Annotated in this window: 14 protein-coding genes; 1 reads left to right on the top strand and 13 read right to left on the bottom strand. The window is 36.1% G+C overall.

Annotation, left to right across the window (positions count from 1 at the left end; translation table 11 throughout):
• Nucleotides 1–113 precede the first annotated feature (113 nt).
• Both JKP73_RS10650 and JKP73_RS10645 read right to left on the bottom strand, forming a co-directional pair.
• Nucleotides 114–254 carry a YpzI family protein gene (locus JKP73_RS10650; RefSeq protein ID WP_021291333.1) on the bottom strand — a complete coding sequence of 47 codons (141 nt, stop codon included), beginning with the start codon at nt 252–254 and terminating at the stop codon, nt 114–116.
• Nucleotides 255–297: 43 nt separating this feature from the next.
• A complete protein-coding gene (locus tag JKP73_RS10645; protein ID WP_160807180.1) occupies nt 298–1,227 on the bottom strand; it encodes a DMT family transporter in 930 nt (309 codons plus the stop codon).
• Between the two features lie 123 nt (nt 1,228–1,350).
• Here JKP73_RS10645 and nagZ point away from each other — a divergent pair, with 123 nt between their 5' ends.
• Nucleotides 1,351–2,622 carry a beta-N-acetylhexosaminidase gene (gene nagZ, locus JKP73_RS10640; RefSeq protein ID WP_200411209.1) on the top strand — a complete coding sequence of 424 codons (1,272 nt, stop codon included), beginning with the start codon at nt 1,351–1,353 and terminating at the stop codon, nt 2,620–2,622.
• Nucleotides 2,623–2,650: 28 nt separating this feature from the next.
• Here the strand turns inward: nagZ and JKP73_RS10635 are convergent, their stop codons facing one another.
• The 11 genes from JKP73_RS10635 to JKP73_RS10585 form a co-directional block, all read right to left on the bottom strand.
• Nucleotides 2,651–3,277: a chloramphenicol phosphotransferase CPT family protein gene (locus JKP73_RS10635; protein WP_200411208.1), complete on the bottom strand. Its 627-nt coding sequence runs from the start codon at nt 3,275–3,277 to the stop codon at nt 2,651–2,653.
• Between the two features lie 75 nt (nt 3,278–3,352).
• The gene (locus tag JKP73_RS10630; protein WP_200411207.1) at nt 3,353–4,015 is read right to left on the bottom strand and encodes a CPBP family intramembrane glutamic endopeptidase; all 663 of its coding nucleotides are present in this window, start codon (nt 4,013–4,015) and stop codon (nt 3,353–3,355) included.
• A 92-nt stretch (nt 4,016–4,107) separates the two neighbouring features.
• The gene (gene cysK / locus JKP73_RS10625) at nt 4,108–5,031 is read right to left on the bottom strand and encodes a cysteine synthase A (RefSeq protein WP_200411206.1); all 924 of its coding nucleotides are present in this window, start codon (nt 5,029–5,031) and stop codon (nt 4,108–4,110) included.
• Nucleotides 5,032–5,062: 31 nt separating this feature from the next.
• Nucleotides 5,063–5,476, bottom strand: a complete 414-nt coding sequence (locus tag JKP73_RS10620; protein WP_021291338.1) for a PH domain-containing protein — start codon at nt 5,474–5,476, stop codon at nt 5,063–5,065.
• A 118-nt stretch (nt 5,477–5,594) separates the two neighbouring features.
• Complete coding sequence (locus JKP73_RS10615; protein WP_021291339.1) at nt 5,595–6,395, bottom strand: ABC transporter permease; 801 nt, start codon at nt 6,393–6,395, stop codon at nt 5,595–5,597.
• The gene (locus tag JKP73_RS10610; protein WP_200411205.1) at nt 6,388–7,038 is read right to left on the bottom strand and encodes an ABC transporter ATP-binding protein; all 651 of its coding nucleotides are present in this window, start codon (nt 7,036–7,038) and stop codon (nt 6,388–6,390) included. The genes JKP73_RS10615 and JKP73_RS10610 overlap by 8 nt, the downstream gene beginning before the upstream one ends.
• Nucleotides 7,039–7,312: 274 nt before the next feature.
• The gene (locus JKP73_RS10605; protein WP_200411204.1) at nt 7,313–8,176 is read right to left on the bottom strand and encodes a 5'-3' exonuclease; all 864 of its coding nucleotides are present in this window, start codon (nt 8,174–8,176) and stop codon (nt 7,313–7,315) included.
• The gene (locus JKP73_RS10600; RefSeq protein ID WP_200411203.1) at nt 8,173–11,844 is read right to left on the bottom strand and encodes a dynamin family protein; all 3,672 of its coding nucleotides are present in this window, start codon (nt 11,842–11,844) and stop codon (nt 8,173–8,175) included. The genes JKP73_RS10605 and JKP73_RS10600 overlap by 4 nt, the downstream gene beginning before the upstream one ends.
• A 63-nt stretch (nt 11,845–11,907) precedes the next feature.
• Complete coding sequence (locus tag JKP73_RS10595) at nt 11,908–12,378, bottom strand: CBS domain-containing protein (protein WP_021291343.1); 471 nt, start codon at nt 12,376–12,378, stop codon at nt 11,908–11,910.
• Between the two features lie 108 nt (nt 12,379–12,486).
• Nucleotides 12,487–12,963 (bottom strand): flavin reductase family protein, encoded by a 477-nt coding sequence (locus JKP73_RS10590; RefSeq protein ID WP_021291344.1) that lies wholly within the window; start codon nt 12,961–12,963, stop codon nt 12,487–12,489.
• A gap of 190 nt (nt 12,964–13,153) precedes the next feature.
• A complete protein-coding gene (locus JKP73_RS10585) occupies nt 13,154–14,683 on the bottom strand; it encodes an acyl-CoA carboxylase subunit beta (RefSeq protein ID WP_200411202.1) in 1,530 nt (509 codons plus the stop codon).
• Between the last annotated feature and the right edge of the window lie 17 nt (nt 14,684–14,700).

The raw sequence follows: 14,700 nt of genomic DNA, 5'->3' as shown, positions 1-14,700 counted from the left end.
TATACGATTAAATCTGGAATTTGTTTCAGGTGTACGGTATAAAATTATATCGTTGCTAATTCCTCAACGTAAAAAACAAAAGCGACTCTCTTTTCTCAAGAGCCGCTTTTGTATTATTTTTCACCATCGTTTAATTTCCTTGCTTCTTCTGGACTCGACATTTTCGTAGAACCTTTATAGCGAAGGCCAACATCTCGATCAGACTCAACACGTCCACTTTCTTTTAATTTCTTTTCTTGACGATCTTTACCCATTTTATACACCTCCTAATTATAAAATGGGTTAATTTAAAAAATTCTATTCTCCCCTGCTTTTATAAGCGTAATATCCATGCATTCGTTTCTTAACCTTTCTCCTTTTCTGAAAAACAGTTATAAATGCAGAAAATAAAACAAGTATAATTCCAATTATTTGTAATAAGCTTAATGAATCACTATAGATGAATACACCTACTAAGATAGCTACAATCGGTTCCAAAACACCTAATATCGCTGCTTTACTTGATTCGATATACGTTAGTCCGAAGGTGTAGAGTGTATAGGCGCATATGGTAGAAATGATAGAAATACCAATAATACTTAACCAAACTTCAGATGATTGGAAATGCTCAGCTTTTTTCCACAAGCTACTTGTCGGAGCGATAAATAGGCTTCCCATGAATAGTGAGTAAACCGTAATTGTAATAAAATTATAATGTGCACTAACCATTTTCCCTATCACACTATAAAGCGCACAGAAAAAAGCGGAAAGTATTCCCAATAACATACTATGAAACGACATATGAAAATCGCCAAGTGGTATGAGTTGGACCGCGAACGAACACCCTACAATTGTAAGAACGATTGACAGCAGTTTTTGAATGGTGAATTTTTCTTTAAAGATTATCTTTGATAGAATAGCAACAAATACAGGTGATGTGTATAGGAGAACGACAGCTATAGAAATAGAGGTTTGTTCCATTACTTTAAAATAAAACCAATTAAATAATACAATTCCAAACACACCTAACCCGATAAAGTGCGGAATATGTTTCCACTCGATTTTTAAATAGGATCTAGAGAACAAAGCTAAAATGGCAAGTAGAATCATGGAAGAACTTAAAAGTCTAATGGTTACGATTTCCCAAGCAGTAAAGCCATAACTATATAATGTCTCCACAAATAAGCCTGTTAGTCCCCAGAAACTTGCTCCGATCATTGTAAGAAGATATGCAATAGAATGCTTCATACTTTCACCTTCTCTCTCTTTTTTAAAGGTTTCCGTATTAAACGAAACATTGCGATGATATAATAAGCTTTTTAACAATCTTGTAGTATGGGTATTGTAACACATACATCATTAAAGTAAACCATGTATGAAAGAAAGGAGAATACGAATAGAATGACGATCTTCTTTAAAACGTTATTAAGCAGCTTGCTCATTTGTTTCATTTTAAATGCTTGTAATGGCACAAATGTAGAGATCGAGGAAGCAGCTTCATCTGATCTCACACCAGAGTACAAAGATAATGAACTTCGAATAGGTAATTCAAAAAATAACCTACAAGCTACCATAAAAGATATGAATTTAGATGAAAAAATTGGACAACTAGTAATAGTTGGGGTTGATGGAGATACGATGGATCAAGACATTAATCAATTAATTAAAAAACGGAAAGTTGGCGGCATTATCCTTTTTAGTAAAAACCTATTATCTATCCATCAATCGAAAATGTTGATTAATAAATTAAAACAAGCAAATACAACTAATTCAGTTCCCTTATTTATGGGGTTAGATGAAGAAGGAGGTCGTGTTACTCGTCTGCCAAACGATTTTCTTGCTACTCCTTCTAGTGAAGAAATCGGGAATTCTAATAATCTTGACTGGGCTTATCACACCGGTCAATCCATTGCCAAGAAAGTGAAATCACTAGGTTTCAATATTAATTTTGCTCCAGTACTTGATATCAATAGTAACCCTAATAACCCCGTTATTGGAGATCGATCATTCGGATCGACTCCAAATAAAGTGATTGAATTTGGGTTAAAGCAAATAGAAGGAATGCACTCACAAGAATTAATTTCAGTAACAAAGCATTTTCCAGGTCATGGAGATACAAATGTTGATTCTCATCTTGAAATACCAGTCATTCAACATAATAAATCCCGATTAGAGGATTTCGAATTAGCGCCCTTTAAGGCTGCGATTAAACAAAATGTAGATGCGATAATGATTGGCCATTTACTCGTGCCAGCATATGATAAACAATATCCTGCTACCCTATCAAAGCCAATTGTAACTGAATTATTACGCGGAAAGCTCAACTACGATGGCCTCATCGTAACGGATGATATGACCATGGGTGCAATCAAAGAAAACTATGATCTAGGGAATGCTGCAGTGCTTTCGGTTCAAGCAGGAAGCGACCTAGTTATGGTAGGTCATGGCTATGATGAAGCTAATGATGTATTAACAGCATTGAAGCAAGCAGTTCAATCGGGGGAAATATCGGAGGAACGGATTAATCAAAGTGTGAAGCGTATTCTGGATTTAAAGGAATCTTATCGGCTCACTGATCAACCTATAAAAGATATAAACGTAAAAAAAATCAACAAATTTATTACGGAATTCAATTCTAAGTGAAAACCTACTCACATTGGATAAACATTTTTCAGCTTTGACTGAGGTTAGCAATACGGTTTATAGCTGATGGCTTCGATAGGTCGTTAAGTTCGAATTGAATGCATAAAGCAGCTTCATTTGGAGAGTAAACCGATGTATCTATTTGTAAATCGTAAATACCAACTTTATGAACAGCTTCTTGCCAACGTTTAACGTTTGGGGGAATCGTTCCATCTTCTTCATATTTATTCTGCCAAGTGTTTATTCGACGTTCCATGATGGTGTCAATTGGACAATAAATCCCTACAAGTAACACCGGTAATTCCTTTATGATATTGGCGCAGATAGGTAACAGTTCCAGTGAAGTTGAATAACTATCATGATGACCTACATCAACAACGACATTTAGCCCTAACGTGCTATGCACTCGAATTGACTGATACATGGCTTGATACATGGATACGATAGCTGCTTCTAAATCCGGACGTTCACCTCCAGGGCGTAATCCAATGCCTGGTTGCAGATCATTTGGAATCATTTGCATATATGTATCTACACCGATATTTATCCATATACCGTCAAAGCTATTTTGTATAGCTTTGACGATACTTGATTTGCCTGATCTTGGCGCTCCATTAAGAATAATGATCTTTCCACATTCCGTTTGTTTTTGCATAGGTCCTCCCTCCTTCCATTTCAAATTTATAATATAAATAGGAACTGGTCTCCATGCATCTTTCTTATTCCACTCTTAGTAAAATAACGTAGTTCCGATCATAATAATCATTATGTCAGCACATATATGAATGATCCACGATGACCAAATGGTTTGGTTTTTTTCATTTACTTTGTGAAATATAAATGCGATAAGCCAGAGTCCAATAAAACAAGCGCCAATTAGATAGGGGCTGAACCATAAAGCGATCATTGGGATATGGTAGGAAGCAAATAATAACGGACTGAATATATATCCTACTTTTCGTGGAAGCTGAAAGAATACAAATCCACGAAAAAAATATTCTTCTAAAAAAGAATTAACAAAAGTGATATATACACCAACAAAAATAAACCCCGTGGCTGTGATACCTAAGCGATCTGTTAAATCATGCTTAATTTGTTCTATATCAAAGAAAGGCTGTAAGAAAATATATGCTAGCAATACAATACTTGCTGAAGCAATCCCCAAAGCTAAAAGACGAAATAAATCCTGTTTTTTTAGTTTCTTTAAGCTCAAAACCGATTTTAAATGATAATCTTTAAAAATTGCTTGATAGAACCAAATGGTTAAAAAGAACATTCCAATTTTGCTAAACGACTTTATCGCATAATTTATTTCTAGTGTATGTTCAATAACGGCTAGTAAGGAACAGGTTATGATTGTACTGCTTATGATAAAGAAAACTTTTTGTCGCACAGTAATTCCACCACTATTTCTTGTTTGTTATGATTTCCTTTATCTTACCATATAAAAAACCAATCATCTAAATGAAGATGATTGGTTTTTTACTATTCGTTGTCAAACAAATTCATGCTTAGGTAACGCTCCCCAGAATCCGGAGCAATACAGACAACTTGTTTTCCTTTGCCTAATTTTTTAGCTACTTGTATCGCGGCATAGACGGCAGCAGCTCCTGAAAGACCAATGAAAATGCCCTCTTGCTTAGCGATTTGCTTAAACATATTCACAGCATCTTCATCGGCTATTTGCATAATTTCATCATAAATATTTGTGTTTAAGATATCTGGAACAAATCCAGGACTCGTACCCACTAACTTATGTTTTCCGGGTTTACCACCCGATAGTACTGGCGATCCTTTTGGTTCGACAACGGCGATGTGAAGATCGGGTAGTTTCTCTTTTAATGCTTCTCCCGTGCCAGTTACTGTACCACCTGTTCCTGCCGTACAAACAAATGCATCTAACTCGCCACCCATTTGTTCAAAAATCTCTACAGCCGTTGTCGTACGGTGGATAGCAGGGTTCGCTTCGTTTTCAAACTGTTGTGGTATATAGCTGCCTGGATGTTCTTTCTGTAATTCCAATGCTTTTTTTATTGCTCCAGGCATTTTTTCTTCACTTGGAGTTAACACTACCTCTGCCCCGTAGGCACGTAATATATTTCTTCTTTCTTCTGTGCTGTTATCAGGCATAACAATAATTGCTTTATAGCCCTTAGCTGCTGCATTCATTGCAAGTCCTATTCCTGTATTTCCGCTTGTTGGCTCAATAATCGTATCACCCGGTTGAAGTAAGCCTTTTTCTTCAGCAGTTTTGATCATACTATATGCTGCACGATCCTTTACACTTCGACTAGGATTATAAAGCTCCAATTTGACATATACATCTGCAGCATCTTCTGGCAGAATTTTATTTAGTTTAACCATTGGTGTATTACCTATTAATTCACTAACATTATTAACAACTCTCATCTTGTAAAACCACCTTTAGTTGTTGTTTCATTCATACTAACCGTTTATCTATTTCGATCTCAGGATTTATCTCTAATACCGATTTCAGAAATTCCTCTTGATCTCGAGGTGAAATAGAAGTTACATCAAACTTGCCGCAATGTAAAACGATACGATCCAGTGATAATGAAGGAGCAGCGGCGAAAGGATTTTTTCTCGCTTTTATAATCGTTTTAATATCTTTAATTAGAACGGTTTGTCGAATCGGTCCATAACGAATTTTGATTTTATCTTCTTTAATACAGTAGTCCGTTCGAAACCAGAACCATAATAAAAATAATGCAAATGGCAGAATAACGAATGCGGATATAATATCTCCATTAACTAATGGAATGAAAAAGCCCAAACCGGCGATCACCCATAATAAGGTGGATAGCCATCGATCTTTCTTGGAAGGGAACACCATTACAGTTCCTCCTGTTAATAATATTTATTCTTTTATTATAAAAGCATCGCTTATTTTTTTCCAACTTTACCTATCAGGATAAACGTAATTATGCTTGAAACGTACGTCCTTTGCATAATCAGTCATTTTGTTTTGTTTCTTGTAATTGCGCGCGATGGTTAAAGAAAGTTTTATAAGCTAAATGCAAAAAGATGATAACAGTAATAGACACCGTACCTGCAACACCAAGCATGATAGCGATTTGATATTTAACAGCACTCACCGGTGAGGCACCAGCGATAATTTGACCAGTCATCATCCCCGGTAAAAATACAATACCCATGCCAACCATGGAGTTAATAGTTGGCAGCATGGCCGAATCAAAAGCTTCATTTATAATCGAATGGGATGCTTCCTTCGGTGTCGCTCCAAGCATTAATGCTCCCTCTACTTTTGCTTTCTGTTCTCTCATTCCTATTAATAGTTGATTAACTCCTAATGTGATCCCCGTCATTGCATTACCAATAATCATTCCCCCAATCGGGATAAAGAGTTGAGGATTATACCATGGATCTAGCTGTAATACGACAAATAAAAAATAAATCATACTAATCGAAATACCTAGAACCATTGCTACTGCTACTGTTTTCTTCACAGATATATTAATAATGACATTCGCTCGCTTAAACACATTATAAATTGCAAATCCCAACATAAACAGTACGATGACAATCGTAACAATCGGGTGTGGATGTTCAAAAACTATCATTAATAAATAACCGACTAAAATTAATTGTACGGTCATACGTAACGTGGAGATAATAATTAATTTCTCTCTCGGTATTCCCTTTACTCGAACAATGATCCATAAAATAACAATAAATACATAAGCAAAGAGTAATTGCCAAAGTGTAAGATCAATTGCATCTGACTCACTCATTCGAATACTCCTTTCGATCAAGCGACAGAGAGTATTGATTCATATCGATCGTTGCATCAGCAATTCTTTCAGCTAATTGCAAATCATGCGTAATCATTACCATCGTTTTATTTGATTCTTTTACAAATGCTGTAAAGGCATCAATGACTTCAGTCGCAGTCGTATTATCCAATGCTGAAGAAGGCTCATCCAATAAAAACACTTCTGCACTCAATAACATGGCTCTAGCTAATGCCAAACGTTGCTTTTCTCCTCCAGATAAATCATCGGCAGGCATGTCAAGTGATTTATTTAAAAACATCCGATTGAGGACCTGCATTAACTGACTATCGGTTGTTGGGTCCATTCCTGATAAAGTCTGCCCAACTAATAAGTTGTCTCTCACAGTTCCGGGGAAAATTATAGGTGTTTGAGGAACCATGGTAATCATCCGACGTAGTTGAATTGGATCCAACTCAGTAATATCTTGTTCCTTAAAATAGATGTTTCCTTCATCAGGAGAAGTTAACTGATTTAGCAACCTTAGAAAAGTCGATTTACCACTTCCGCTTTTGCCAATGATACATGTTACTTTATTTGCTTCTATTTTAACTTGATCCATCTCTAAAATAGCGTTTACTTTCAAGTTTTCAACTTGCAGCAATTTACCCGATACCACCTTTAATTATCTTATTGCATAGTATTCCTGATTAACTATAAATTATTTTTGATGATTTCGCCAACCCTTCATTACATATGGTGCAGAAGTACCTTATGGCGTATAACCAATACCCCCAGTCCTTCCACTTATACCCTAAAGGGGTATGCGATATACCCCTAACCATTATGAGTTATACCCCCTTTTGTGATGGATTCATCCATGCATAAAAAAATAACTCACAACATCGTGAGTTATTAAAAATTACGATTATATAAAATTAAACTAATTTTTCTAGGTTTTTAAATTCAAGGGACTGAAACTTGTCAGTAATTTTTGTCTTATCATACTTCCAGGTTGCATCATCTAAAGTACAGCTTATCGGCACATCACATTTAATTTCAGCTAATGTTCGAGATAAATGGAGCATGTCCAAATTTGCATTTATTTTGGTTTGGACACCTTTTGGAAGCTTGTCTATATTAGTAAGAATATCGTCGATCGTGCCATGTTCTTGAATTAATTTGAGTGCTGTTTTTTCCCCAATACCTTTTACGCCGGGATAGTTATCCGATGTATCTCCCATTAACCCTTTTAAATCGATTATTTGTCTTGGTGTAATTCCTTTCTTTTCGTAAAAGTTCGTATGATCGTATAGTTCATAATTCCCTTGACCCTTTTTCATGATTGCTACACGAATGCCATTATCAACTAATTGTAAAATATCCTGGTCACCTGTTAGAATCGTTACTTCATTATCGATCGCATATTCTCTAGCTAATGTTCCAATGCAATCATCTGCCTCATAATTTTCCAATCCGATATTAGGCATATCAAAACTTTCAACAACCTCTTTGACCAAATCAAATTGTGGTATGAGTTCCACTGGCGGTTCATCGCGATTGGCTTTATAGCCTTCATACATCTCTGTTCGGAATGTTTTACTACCCATATCCCAACAGCAGATGGCATGGGTTGGTTCAAAGGTTTGTACTGCATCTAAGAAGTATCGTAAGAATTGATAGACGCCATTTGTAGGTATTCCTTCACTTGTCTTCATGAAATTTCCACGAAATGCGGTGGCGAAGAAGCCACGGAATAACAATGCCATTCCATCAACAAGCAAGATTTGCTGCTTTTTCATGATTCCCCGTCCTTTTTCTTTATATTGTCTACAATGATTTTAAGTTCTTGTTCTTTCGTAGATAATGTCTCTATCGATATTGTAGAAGTTATCATTGCTAAATAATTTGTTACATGCTGCTGTAACTCTGACGAAAGGTTGTCTTTCATCTCTTTTATTATACCATGCCATTGCCCTTCATAAAATGATTCCATCATCGATTGATTGTCTTGAATATAACGCTTGGCAAAAGGTTGGAAGTTTTCGTAGATCGTTTCTTTCATAACTTCCTTTTCATTCTTTTCAAAGAAAGATTTGGTATTTTTAAACGATCCTAAAGGACGTTCAAATTGTTGTAAGTCAATATCGTCATGCAAAGTACCCTGAAAAGCTGGCGTTTCTATCTCCATTATTTCTGCACCGGGAAGAGAAAAGGAACGATCTATCTGTTTACTTGTTTGGCTAATTTCAGCATAAACAGTCTGAGCCAATTCTTTCATCAGGGACTCTATACGGAGAGAAACGGCTTGCAATTCTCGGATAAGTTCAGATTCGCAATAATTAATTAGGTTTTGTAAACTATCCCATAATTGCCGCTTTGCTTGTTTTCCTGATTCGGTAATTGTTGTTGGATTAAATGTTTCCTTAAACATGTCATGGAAGCGAATGCGAAGTCGTTCCATCACATAATATAGTTGTTTTTCAATTTTTTGATTGATTTGTGTCAAATATGTTTTGGTATGGTAATTCGTTATCACCTCTTGGATCTGCCTTTGTTTGTCATCCTTCTCCTGTTTTAGCGTACCTTTTTGTTGCTGATCGAGTCGCTGTGATTCGATATAGTAGGTCAATTGATCATAGGTTCGTACTATATCCCACTTTGCCGAAGCAATCGTCAGTTGAGTTAAGTCATAGTGAATAAATTGATGAAACGCATCTTCAAAATGCTGCATCTCTGGATTCAGTGGTTTGTTGTTTTGTTTATCACCTAGTGAATTTCGGCTAGATATCGGATACAATCTGGGAAAACGTATCCCTAGTTGTTCTAGTTGCCCTTTTACATAATTCATAACAAGTTCTAACTCTTGTTGATCTTCCGATAAATCCGAAGCATTGACGATAAAGAACATCTTATCCAATTGGAATGATTCTTTGACTCTTCCTAGTTGCATCAGGAAATCTTTATCTGCACGATTAAGTGCATGGTTATAGTAAGTAACATAAAGGATAGCATCCGCATGTTTAATGTATTCAAAAGCAACATTCGTATGACGAGCATTAACTGAATCTGCACCTGGTGTATCTACCAATCGAATACCTTGACGTGTTAATTCACAGTCATAATAAAGATCAATTGACTCCAAATAACATGCTTTGGTTTCATCCGTTACATAAGAAGGAAAATCATCTAGTCTCAAAGCAATCGTGTCATTTATACGGTGTTTCATATTTTGATAACCGGTAACAACTGCTTTTAAATATGCTTGGTACATATAATCTAAAGAATCATCAAGATATAACTCCTGTTCTGTAATCCAGTCTATTAATTCAGGAAGTTGATCAACCTTCGGAGCGAATTTCTGCGTAATGGTTTTAATATCTTTTTCCAATGATTCTTGTGATTTCACCTTTACTTGAACCGTGCCGTGTTCAAATTCTTGATTAACTGGGTTAATTCGGTTTACCGTTGCTGTTGTAGGATTAGGTGATACAGGAAGTACACCTTCCCCTAATAATGCGTTAGCAAACGATGATTTCCCAGCACTAAATGCCCCAAATAATGCAATTGTATAAGAACGATCCTGGAGCCGGCTTTTTTTAGCATGTAAATCTGAAACAAATGAATGAAATCCAGGAAGATGATAAATTGTGTTCGTTGTACGTTCGAGTGCATCAATGATTCCATCTACCGTATTCGTTGACTGAATAGATGTGCTTGCTTCTTCCTCCTTATCATTCCCTTTGTTCGAAGCAGATTTTTTGGTTGATAATTTCGTTAATTGTTGTCCTTGAATAATGGATTGCTGCAATTCACTTAATTGATCTTCCATCACCTGAATACTCGATGTCATGGAAGGCTGTGCTTCCGTCCATAATTGTTTAATTTCTATTTGCTTTTTCTCCAGTTCCTCTTCAACCATAGCATAATTTTGTAATCTGCTGCGGACTGCTTGTAAATTTGTTAATTGTTGTTGTAGACCATCTATCGTTTGTTTATTTGTATGCTGAATATGTGTCGCTATTTCTTCCCATAAATCATTTGCTTTTTGTTTATATTTACTTTTGATTGTAGCTGCAAGGTCATTGGTGTAATGAATCACATAGTCGCCGTTTAAAGTAGCTCCTTGTTTCATAACCTTGTCAATATCTTTTTGATCGATGGAAATAACAAAGTGCTGTAATACCTCGTGTAATTTAGCATCATCTAGGTGATATTGCTTAAGCATAGTCATCCATTTATCGCGAAGCTTCCATTGCAGCGAAGTATCTGCCGTTTGCTGTAGATGATTTAAAAAATATTCTGTTCGTTGTCTTTTTTCTTCTTCGGTCTTTTTCTTTGACCCAAACAATCCGACCTTAAAGTCTCGTTGTTTTGATTCTAAATAGGAAGCAGCTTTATCTCTTAAATCGGCTGGCATTAGATACGCATTCTTCAATGATTGATTTAATTCTTCAAAGAATACATCCTTTACGTGATCTTCTTTATTTTTCCAATCGTTTATTTCGCGTTCCAATGCTTTTACCTTGGATAATTCTTGCTGTTGTTCAGGCTTAATCCGATACATGGCTAGTTGATCTTCGTATTGAGATTGCAAATAAGCACTATGTTGGTTAATGATGTTATCTACTGCGTGAACGGAATGTAACAGCTCTTGTTTGTTATCGGTTAGCAATAGTTGTAATTGCTGCTTTATTTGGTGAAATTGATTATGAGGTACATCCTCATCCTTTAAAGAAGAATAGAAAATTTTCTCTGGCATAATATGCCATAAATCAAACGTTTGTTTAATACTGGCGACAAAATCTTTAAAAGCCAGCTCCTCTTCCTGATGTTTATCAATTTGATTAATAATAATGTAGAAAGGAATCGATTTTTGTTGTAGATCCTTTAAAAACTGCAAATTGACCTCTGATTGTACATGATTATAATCCATGACATAAAACAAAGCATCCATTAGATGTAAGGATGCTTCTGTCATCAAACGATCGGCATCATCCGCTGCATCTATCCCTGGAGTATCAATTAATGCTGTTCCCTTTGGTAATAACGCTTGTGAAGATCGAATCTCTAACTTACGGATCGTATCTTTATCCGTTGAATATTGTTTAACCATATCCATATCATATGGCTCTTGATATTCTACAGGTTGTTCATGATGATAAAATACACGAAGTGTCCCATTACCAGACATAACTTTAACAATATTAGCGCTTGTGGGAATTGGACTATTGGGTAAGATTTCTTTTCCTAATAATGCATTAATCATGGAAGACTTTCCAGCAGAAAAATGTCCGGCAAAACAAATCATTAGTTCCTGCTTTTTATATTTATCATAAAGGTCAAGTATTTTCTTTGCATGTTCCGTATCCTTATTATCAAGTATTTTTTGATATAATGCTGCTAATTGATGTAATAATTTTTCAGTCGAATCCATTGTTACATAACGGCCCATTTTTTCCTCACGCATCCCTTATCCTTTTTACTAGCGTCTATTATACGAGATAACTGTATATATTTCTACTGGTTATATCTACGATTCATCATGACGAACTAATTGATCTGTAATGAACCGAATAACATCCCCTCTACTAATAACTCCTTTTACTACATCGTCTTCTGTAACAACAGGAATCTTTTTAAATGCATGGCTGGAGAATATCTTAACGGCCTCTTCAAAGTTTGAATCTGGATGCACCGTAATAATCTGCTTGTTTCTCATTAGCTCCGTAACATTCATCGTTAAAGCAGCATCTAACTTTTGCTGGAAATTTTGAATTCGATCAATCATCACATGTGCATATAAATCGTACACTGTTCTCCCATTTGGTTGTAAATACCGGATGACATCTCCATCTGTCAGCATACCAATTAATTTCTTATCTTGATTGATGACAGGTACGCCGCCTATCTTATTTGTTGAAAGAACGGTTAAAAGTTCCTTTATCGTTGTTGCAGGTGTCACATATATGACATCCTCTATCATAAAATCGCTAATCTTCATGTAAATCCCTCCATTATCGCTTGCATATATTACTGTTATTGACTTTCAGAGGAAAAATATACAAGTCAAAAAATAACTACCGCTATCGCATTTAGCAAGTAGTTATGTTTATTTAAGTATTTCACTTAGCTTGCGATAGTTTCCTCCGTAAAATATAGATGGGTTCCCTTCATTTTGGTTTATTGCAGTCACTTCCGCAATAAATATCATATGATCTCCTGCTACAACTTTTTCGTTTACTTCACAAGATAGGGTAGCTAACGAACCGTTGATGACTGGAACATCTGCTTGTTGCACAAATGGGATAACTCGGTTTCCTTGATCCAACTGTCTGGCAAACACCTTTGATAGCTCTGCCTGTTCTTCTGCTAGGATACTGATGCCGAATGCCTTTGTTTCTTGCAGTTTCTTATACATACGTGCATTCTCATCAATGGAAATAGCAATTAACTTAGGGTCTAATGATACAGACATAAATGCATTTACTGTCATGCCGATTATTTCACGATGGTAATTTGCCGATACAACAGTAATACCAGTTGCAAATTGTCCCATCACTTTCCTGAAACTTCGATTATCCACCATTTTGCTCCCCCGTTCCTTCGTGATTCTACTTCTAGAATACCATTTATATAGATAGAATTAAAAGTTATCATTAGTTTACATAATATTTTTATGGTTAATCAAAATAGTTGATGATAACATAATGTATGTTGATTTAGTTACTTTTGATACAAAGTATAAAAAGGTAGCACCATCAAGTGCTACCTTCTTATTATACGGGATATACCCCATGTTTACGTTCTGTGAATGTAACGCTTTTTGAATCATAAAGGGAATATCGTTGAATTAACTCATCTCGTAATTGCTCCGGTTTAACGACTCCGTCAATTACCATTTCAGATGCTAATCGATAAATATCAATGTTTTCTTTATATTCCTCTTGTTTTTCTTTAATAAATGCTGCACGATCTGCTTCCGGTAATTCCTGTATTTTATTGGCATATACAGCATTTACTGCCGCTTCTGGACCCATAACAGCAATTTGAGCAGTTGGTAAAGCTAAGCAGCAGTCCGGCTCAAATCCTGGTCCGGCCATTGCATATAACCCTGCTCCATAGGCCTTACGGACAATGACAGAAATTTTTGGAACGGTTGCCTCGCTCATTGTTGCAAGCATTTTGGCTCCATGCCGAATGATACCAGCACGCTCCACCTTTGTACCAATCATGAATCCAGGTACATCAACTAAAAACAGAAGCGGGATATTAAATGCATCACATAGTTGCACAAATTTTGCTGATTTATCAGCAGAATCTGGAAAAAGAACGCCCCCTTTCATACGTGGTTGATTAGCAATAATCCCAACAGCTCGACCATCCATTCGAGCAAGTCCAGTAATTAATTCAGGAGCAAACTTTTTCTTAATTTCACAAAAACTTCCTTCATCAATAAGTTGATCAATGAGATCATACATATTAAATGGCACATTTTGATTAGTAGGGATTAAATCCGCCAAATTTTTCTCTATTTGTTTAACCCCTTTTTTATCTTTAACTGTAGGTTTTTCTCGGAAATTTTTTGGAAAATAGTCTAAGTATTTTTGTGTATATGCAATGGCCTCTTGTTCTGTTTTAACTAGTACATCGCCAACGCCAGACACAGAACAATGCATCATTGCTCCACCCATTTCTTCCAACGATACTTTTTCACCAATTACCTTTTCTGCCATACGGGGGGAGCCCAAGTACATCGATGCATTTCCTTCAACCATAATAACAATATCACAAAATGCCGGTATGTACGCACCTCCAGCAGCGGATGGGCCGAACAATAAACAAATCTGTGGTACACGACCAGAAAGCTTGATTTGATTGTGAAAAATTCGACCAGCACCTCTTCTTCCTGGAAACATTTCTACTTGATCTGTTATTCGTGCACCAGCTGAGTCAACTAAATAAATCATTGGTATTTCCAATTTCTCGGCAGTTTCTTGGATGCGTAAAATCTTTTCTACTGTTCTTTTTCCCCAAGATCCTGCCTTAACCGTGGAATCATTCGCCATTACACAGACAGATTGGCCATTAATCTTGCCAATGCCTGTAACTACGCCATCAGATGGTAATGATTCGTCCATACAATTTGCAAAGAACGCATCTTCTATATTCATGCTTTCATCAAATAACCGGCGAAGTCTCTCACGAACAAATAATTTACCTTTTTCTTCATTTTTTTGATGGTATTTTGCTTGCCCACCTTGGCTGATTTTGCTCACTCTATCTTGAAATTCTTCCAAATAAGACATGTTGCCCAAGCCTCCTG

Origin of the sequence: Virgibacillus salexigens (genome assembly GCF_014905415.1) — a bacterium.
In the GTDB taxonomy this organism is placed as follows: Bacteria; Bacillota; Bacilli; order Bacillales; family Amphibacillaceae; genus Virgibacillus; species Virgibacillus salexigens.
Note: the sequence above shows the minus strand (reverse complement) of the source record. Positions and strands in the feature narration are given on the sequence as shown.

Bases quoted from the DNA above. Each gene is read 5' to 3' on its own strand.
- JKP73_RS10650 (WP_021291333.1), bottom strand. From the start codon at position 254: ATGGGTAAAGATCGTCAAGAAAAGAAATTAAAAGAAAGTGGACGTGTT.
- JKP73_RS10585 (WP_200411202.1), bottom strand. From the start codon at position 14,683: ATGTCTTATTTGGAAGAATTTCAAGATAGAGTGAGCAAAATCAGCCAA.
- JKP73_RS10605 (WP_200411204.1), bottom strand. From the start codon at position 8,176: ATGAAAAAGCAGCAAATCTTGCTTGTTGATGGAATGGCATTGTTATTC.
- JKP73_RS10620 (WP_021291338.1), bottom strand. From the start codon at position 5,476: ATGGTGTTCCCTTCCAAGAAAGATCGATGGCTATCCACCTTATTATGG.
- JKP73_RS10600 (WP_200411203.1), bottom strand. From the start codon at position 11,844: ATGCGTGAGGAAAAAATGGGCCGTTATGTAACAATGGATTCGACTGAA.
- JKP73_RS10615 (WP_021291339.1), bottom strand. From the start codon at position 6,395: ATGAGTGAGTCAGATGCAATTGATCTTACACTTTGGCAATTACTCTTT.
- JKP73_RS10590 (WP_021291344.1), bottom strand. From the start codon at position 12,963: ATGGTGGATAATCGAAGTTTCAGGAAAGTGATGGGACAATTTGCAACT.
- JKP73_RS10635 (WP_200411208.1), bottom strand. From the start codon at position 3,277: ATGCAAAAACAAACGGAATGTGGAAAGATCATTATTCTTAATGGAGCG.
- JKP73_RS10645 (WP_160807180.1), bottom strand. From the start codon at position 1,227: ATGAAGCATTCTATTGCATATCTTCTTACAATGATCGGAGCAAGTTTC.
- cysK (WP_200411206.1), bottom strand. From the start codon at position 5,031: ATGAGAGTTGTTAATAATGTTAGTGAATTAATAGGTAATACACCAATG.
- nagZ (WP_200411209.1), top strand. From the start codon at position 1,351: ATGTATGAAAGAAAGGAGAATACGAATAGAATGACGATCTTCTTTAAA.
- JKP73_RS10595 (WP_021291343.1), bottom strand. From the start codon at position 12,378: ATGAAGATTAGCGATTTTATGATAGAGGATGTCATATATGTGACACCT.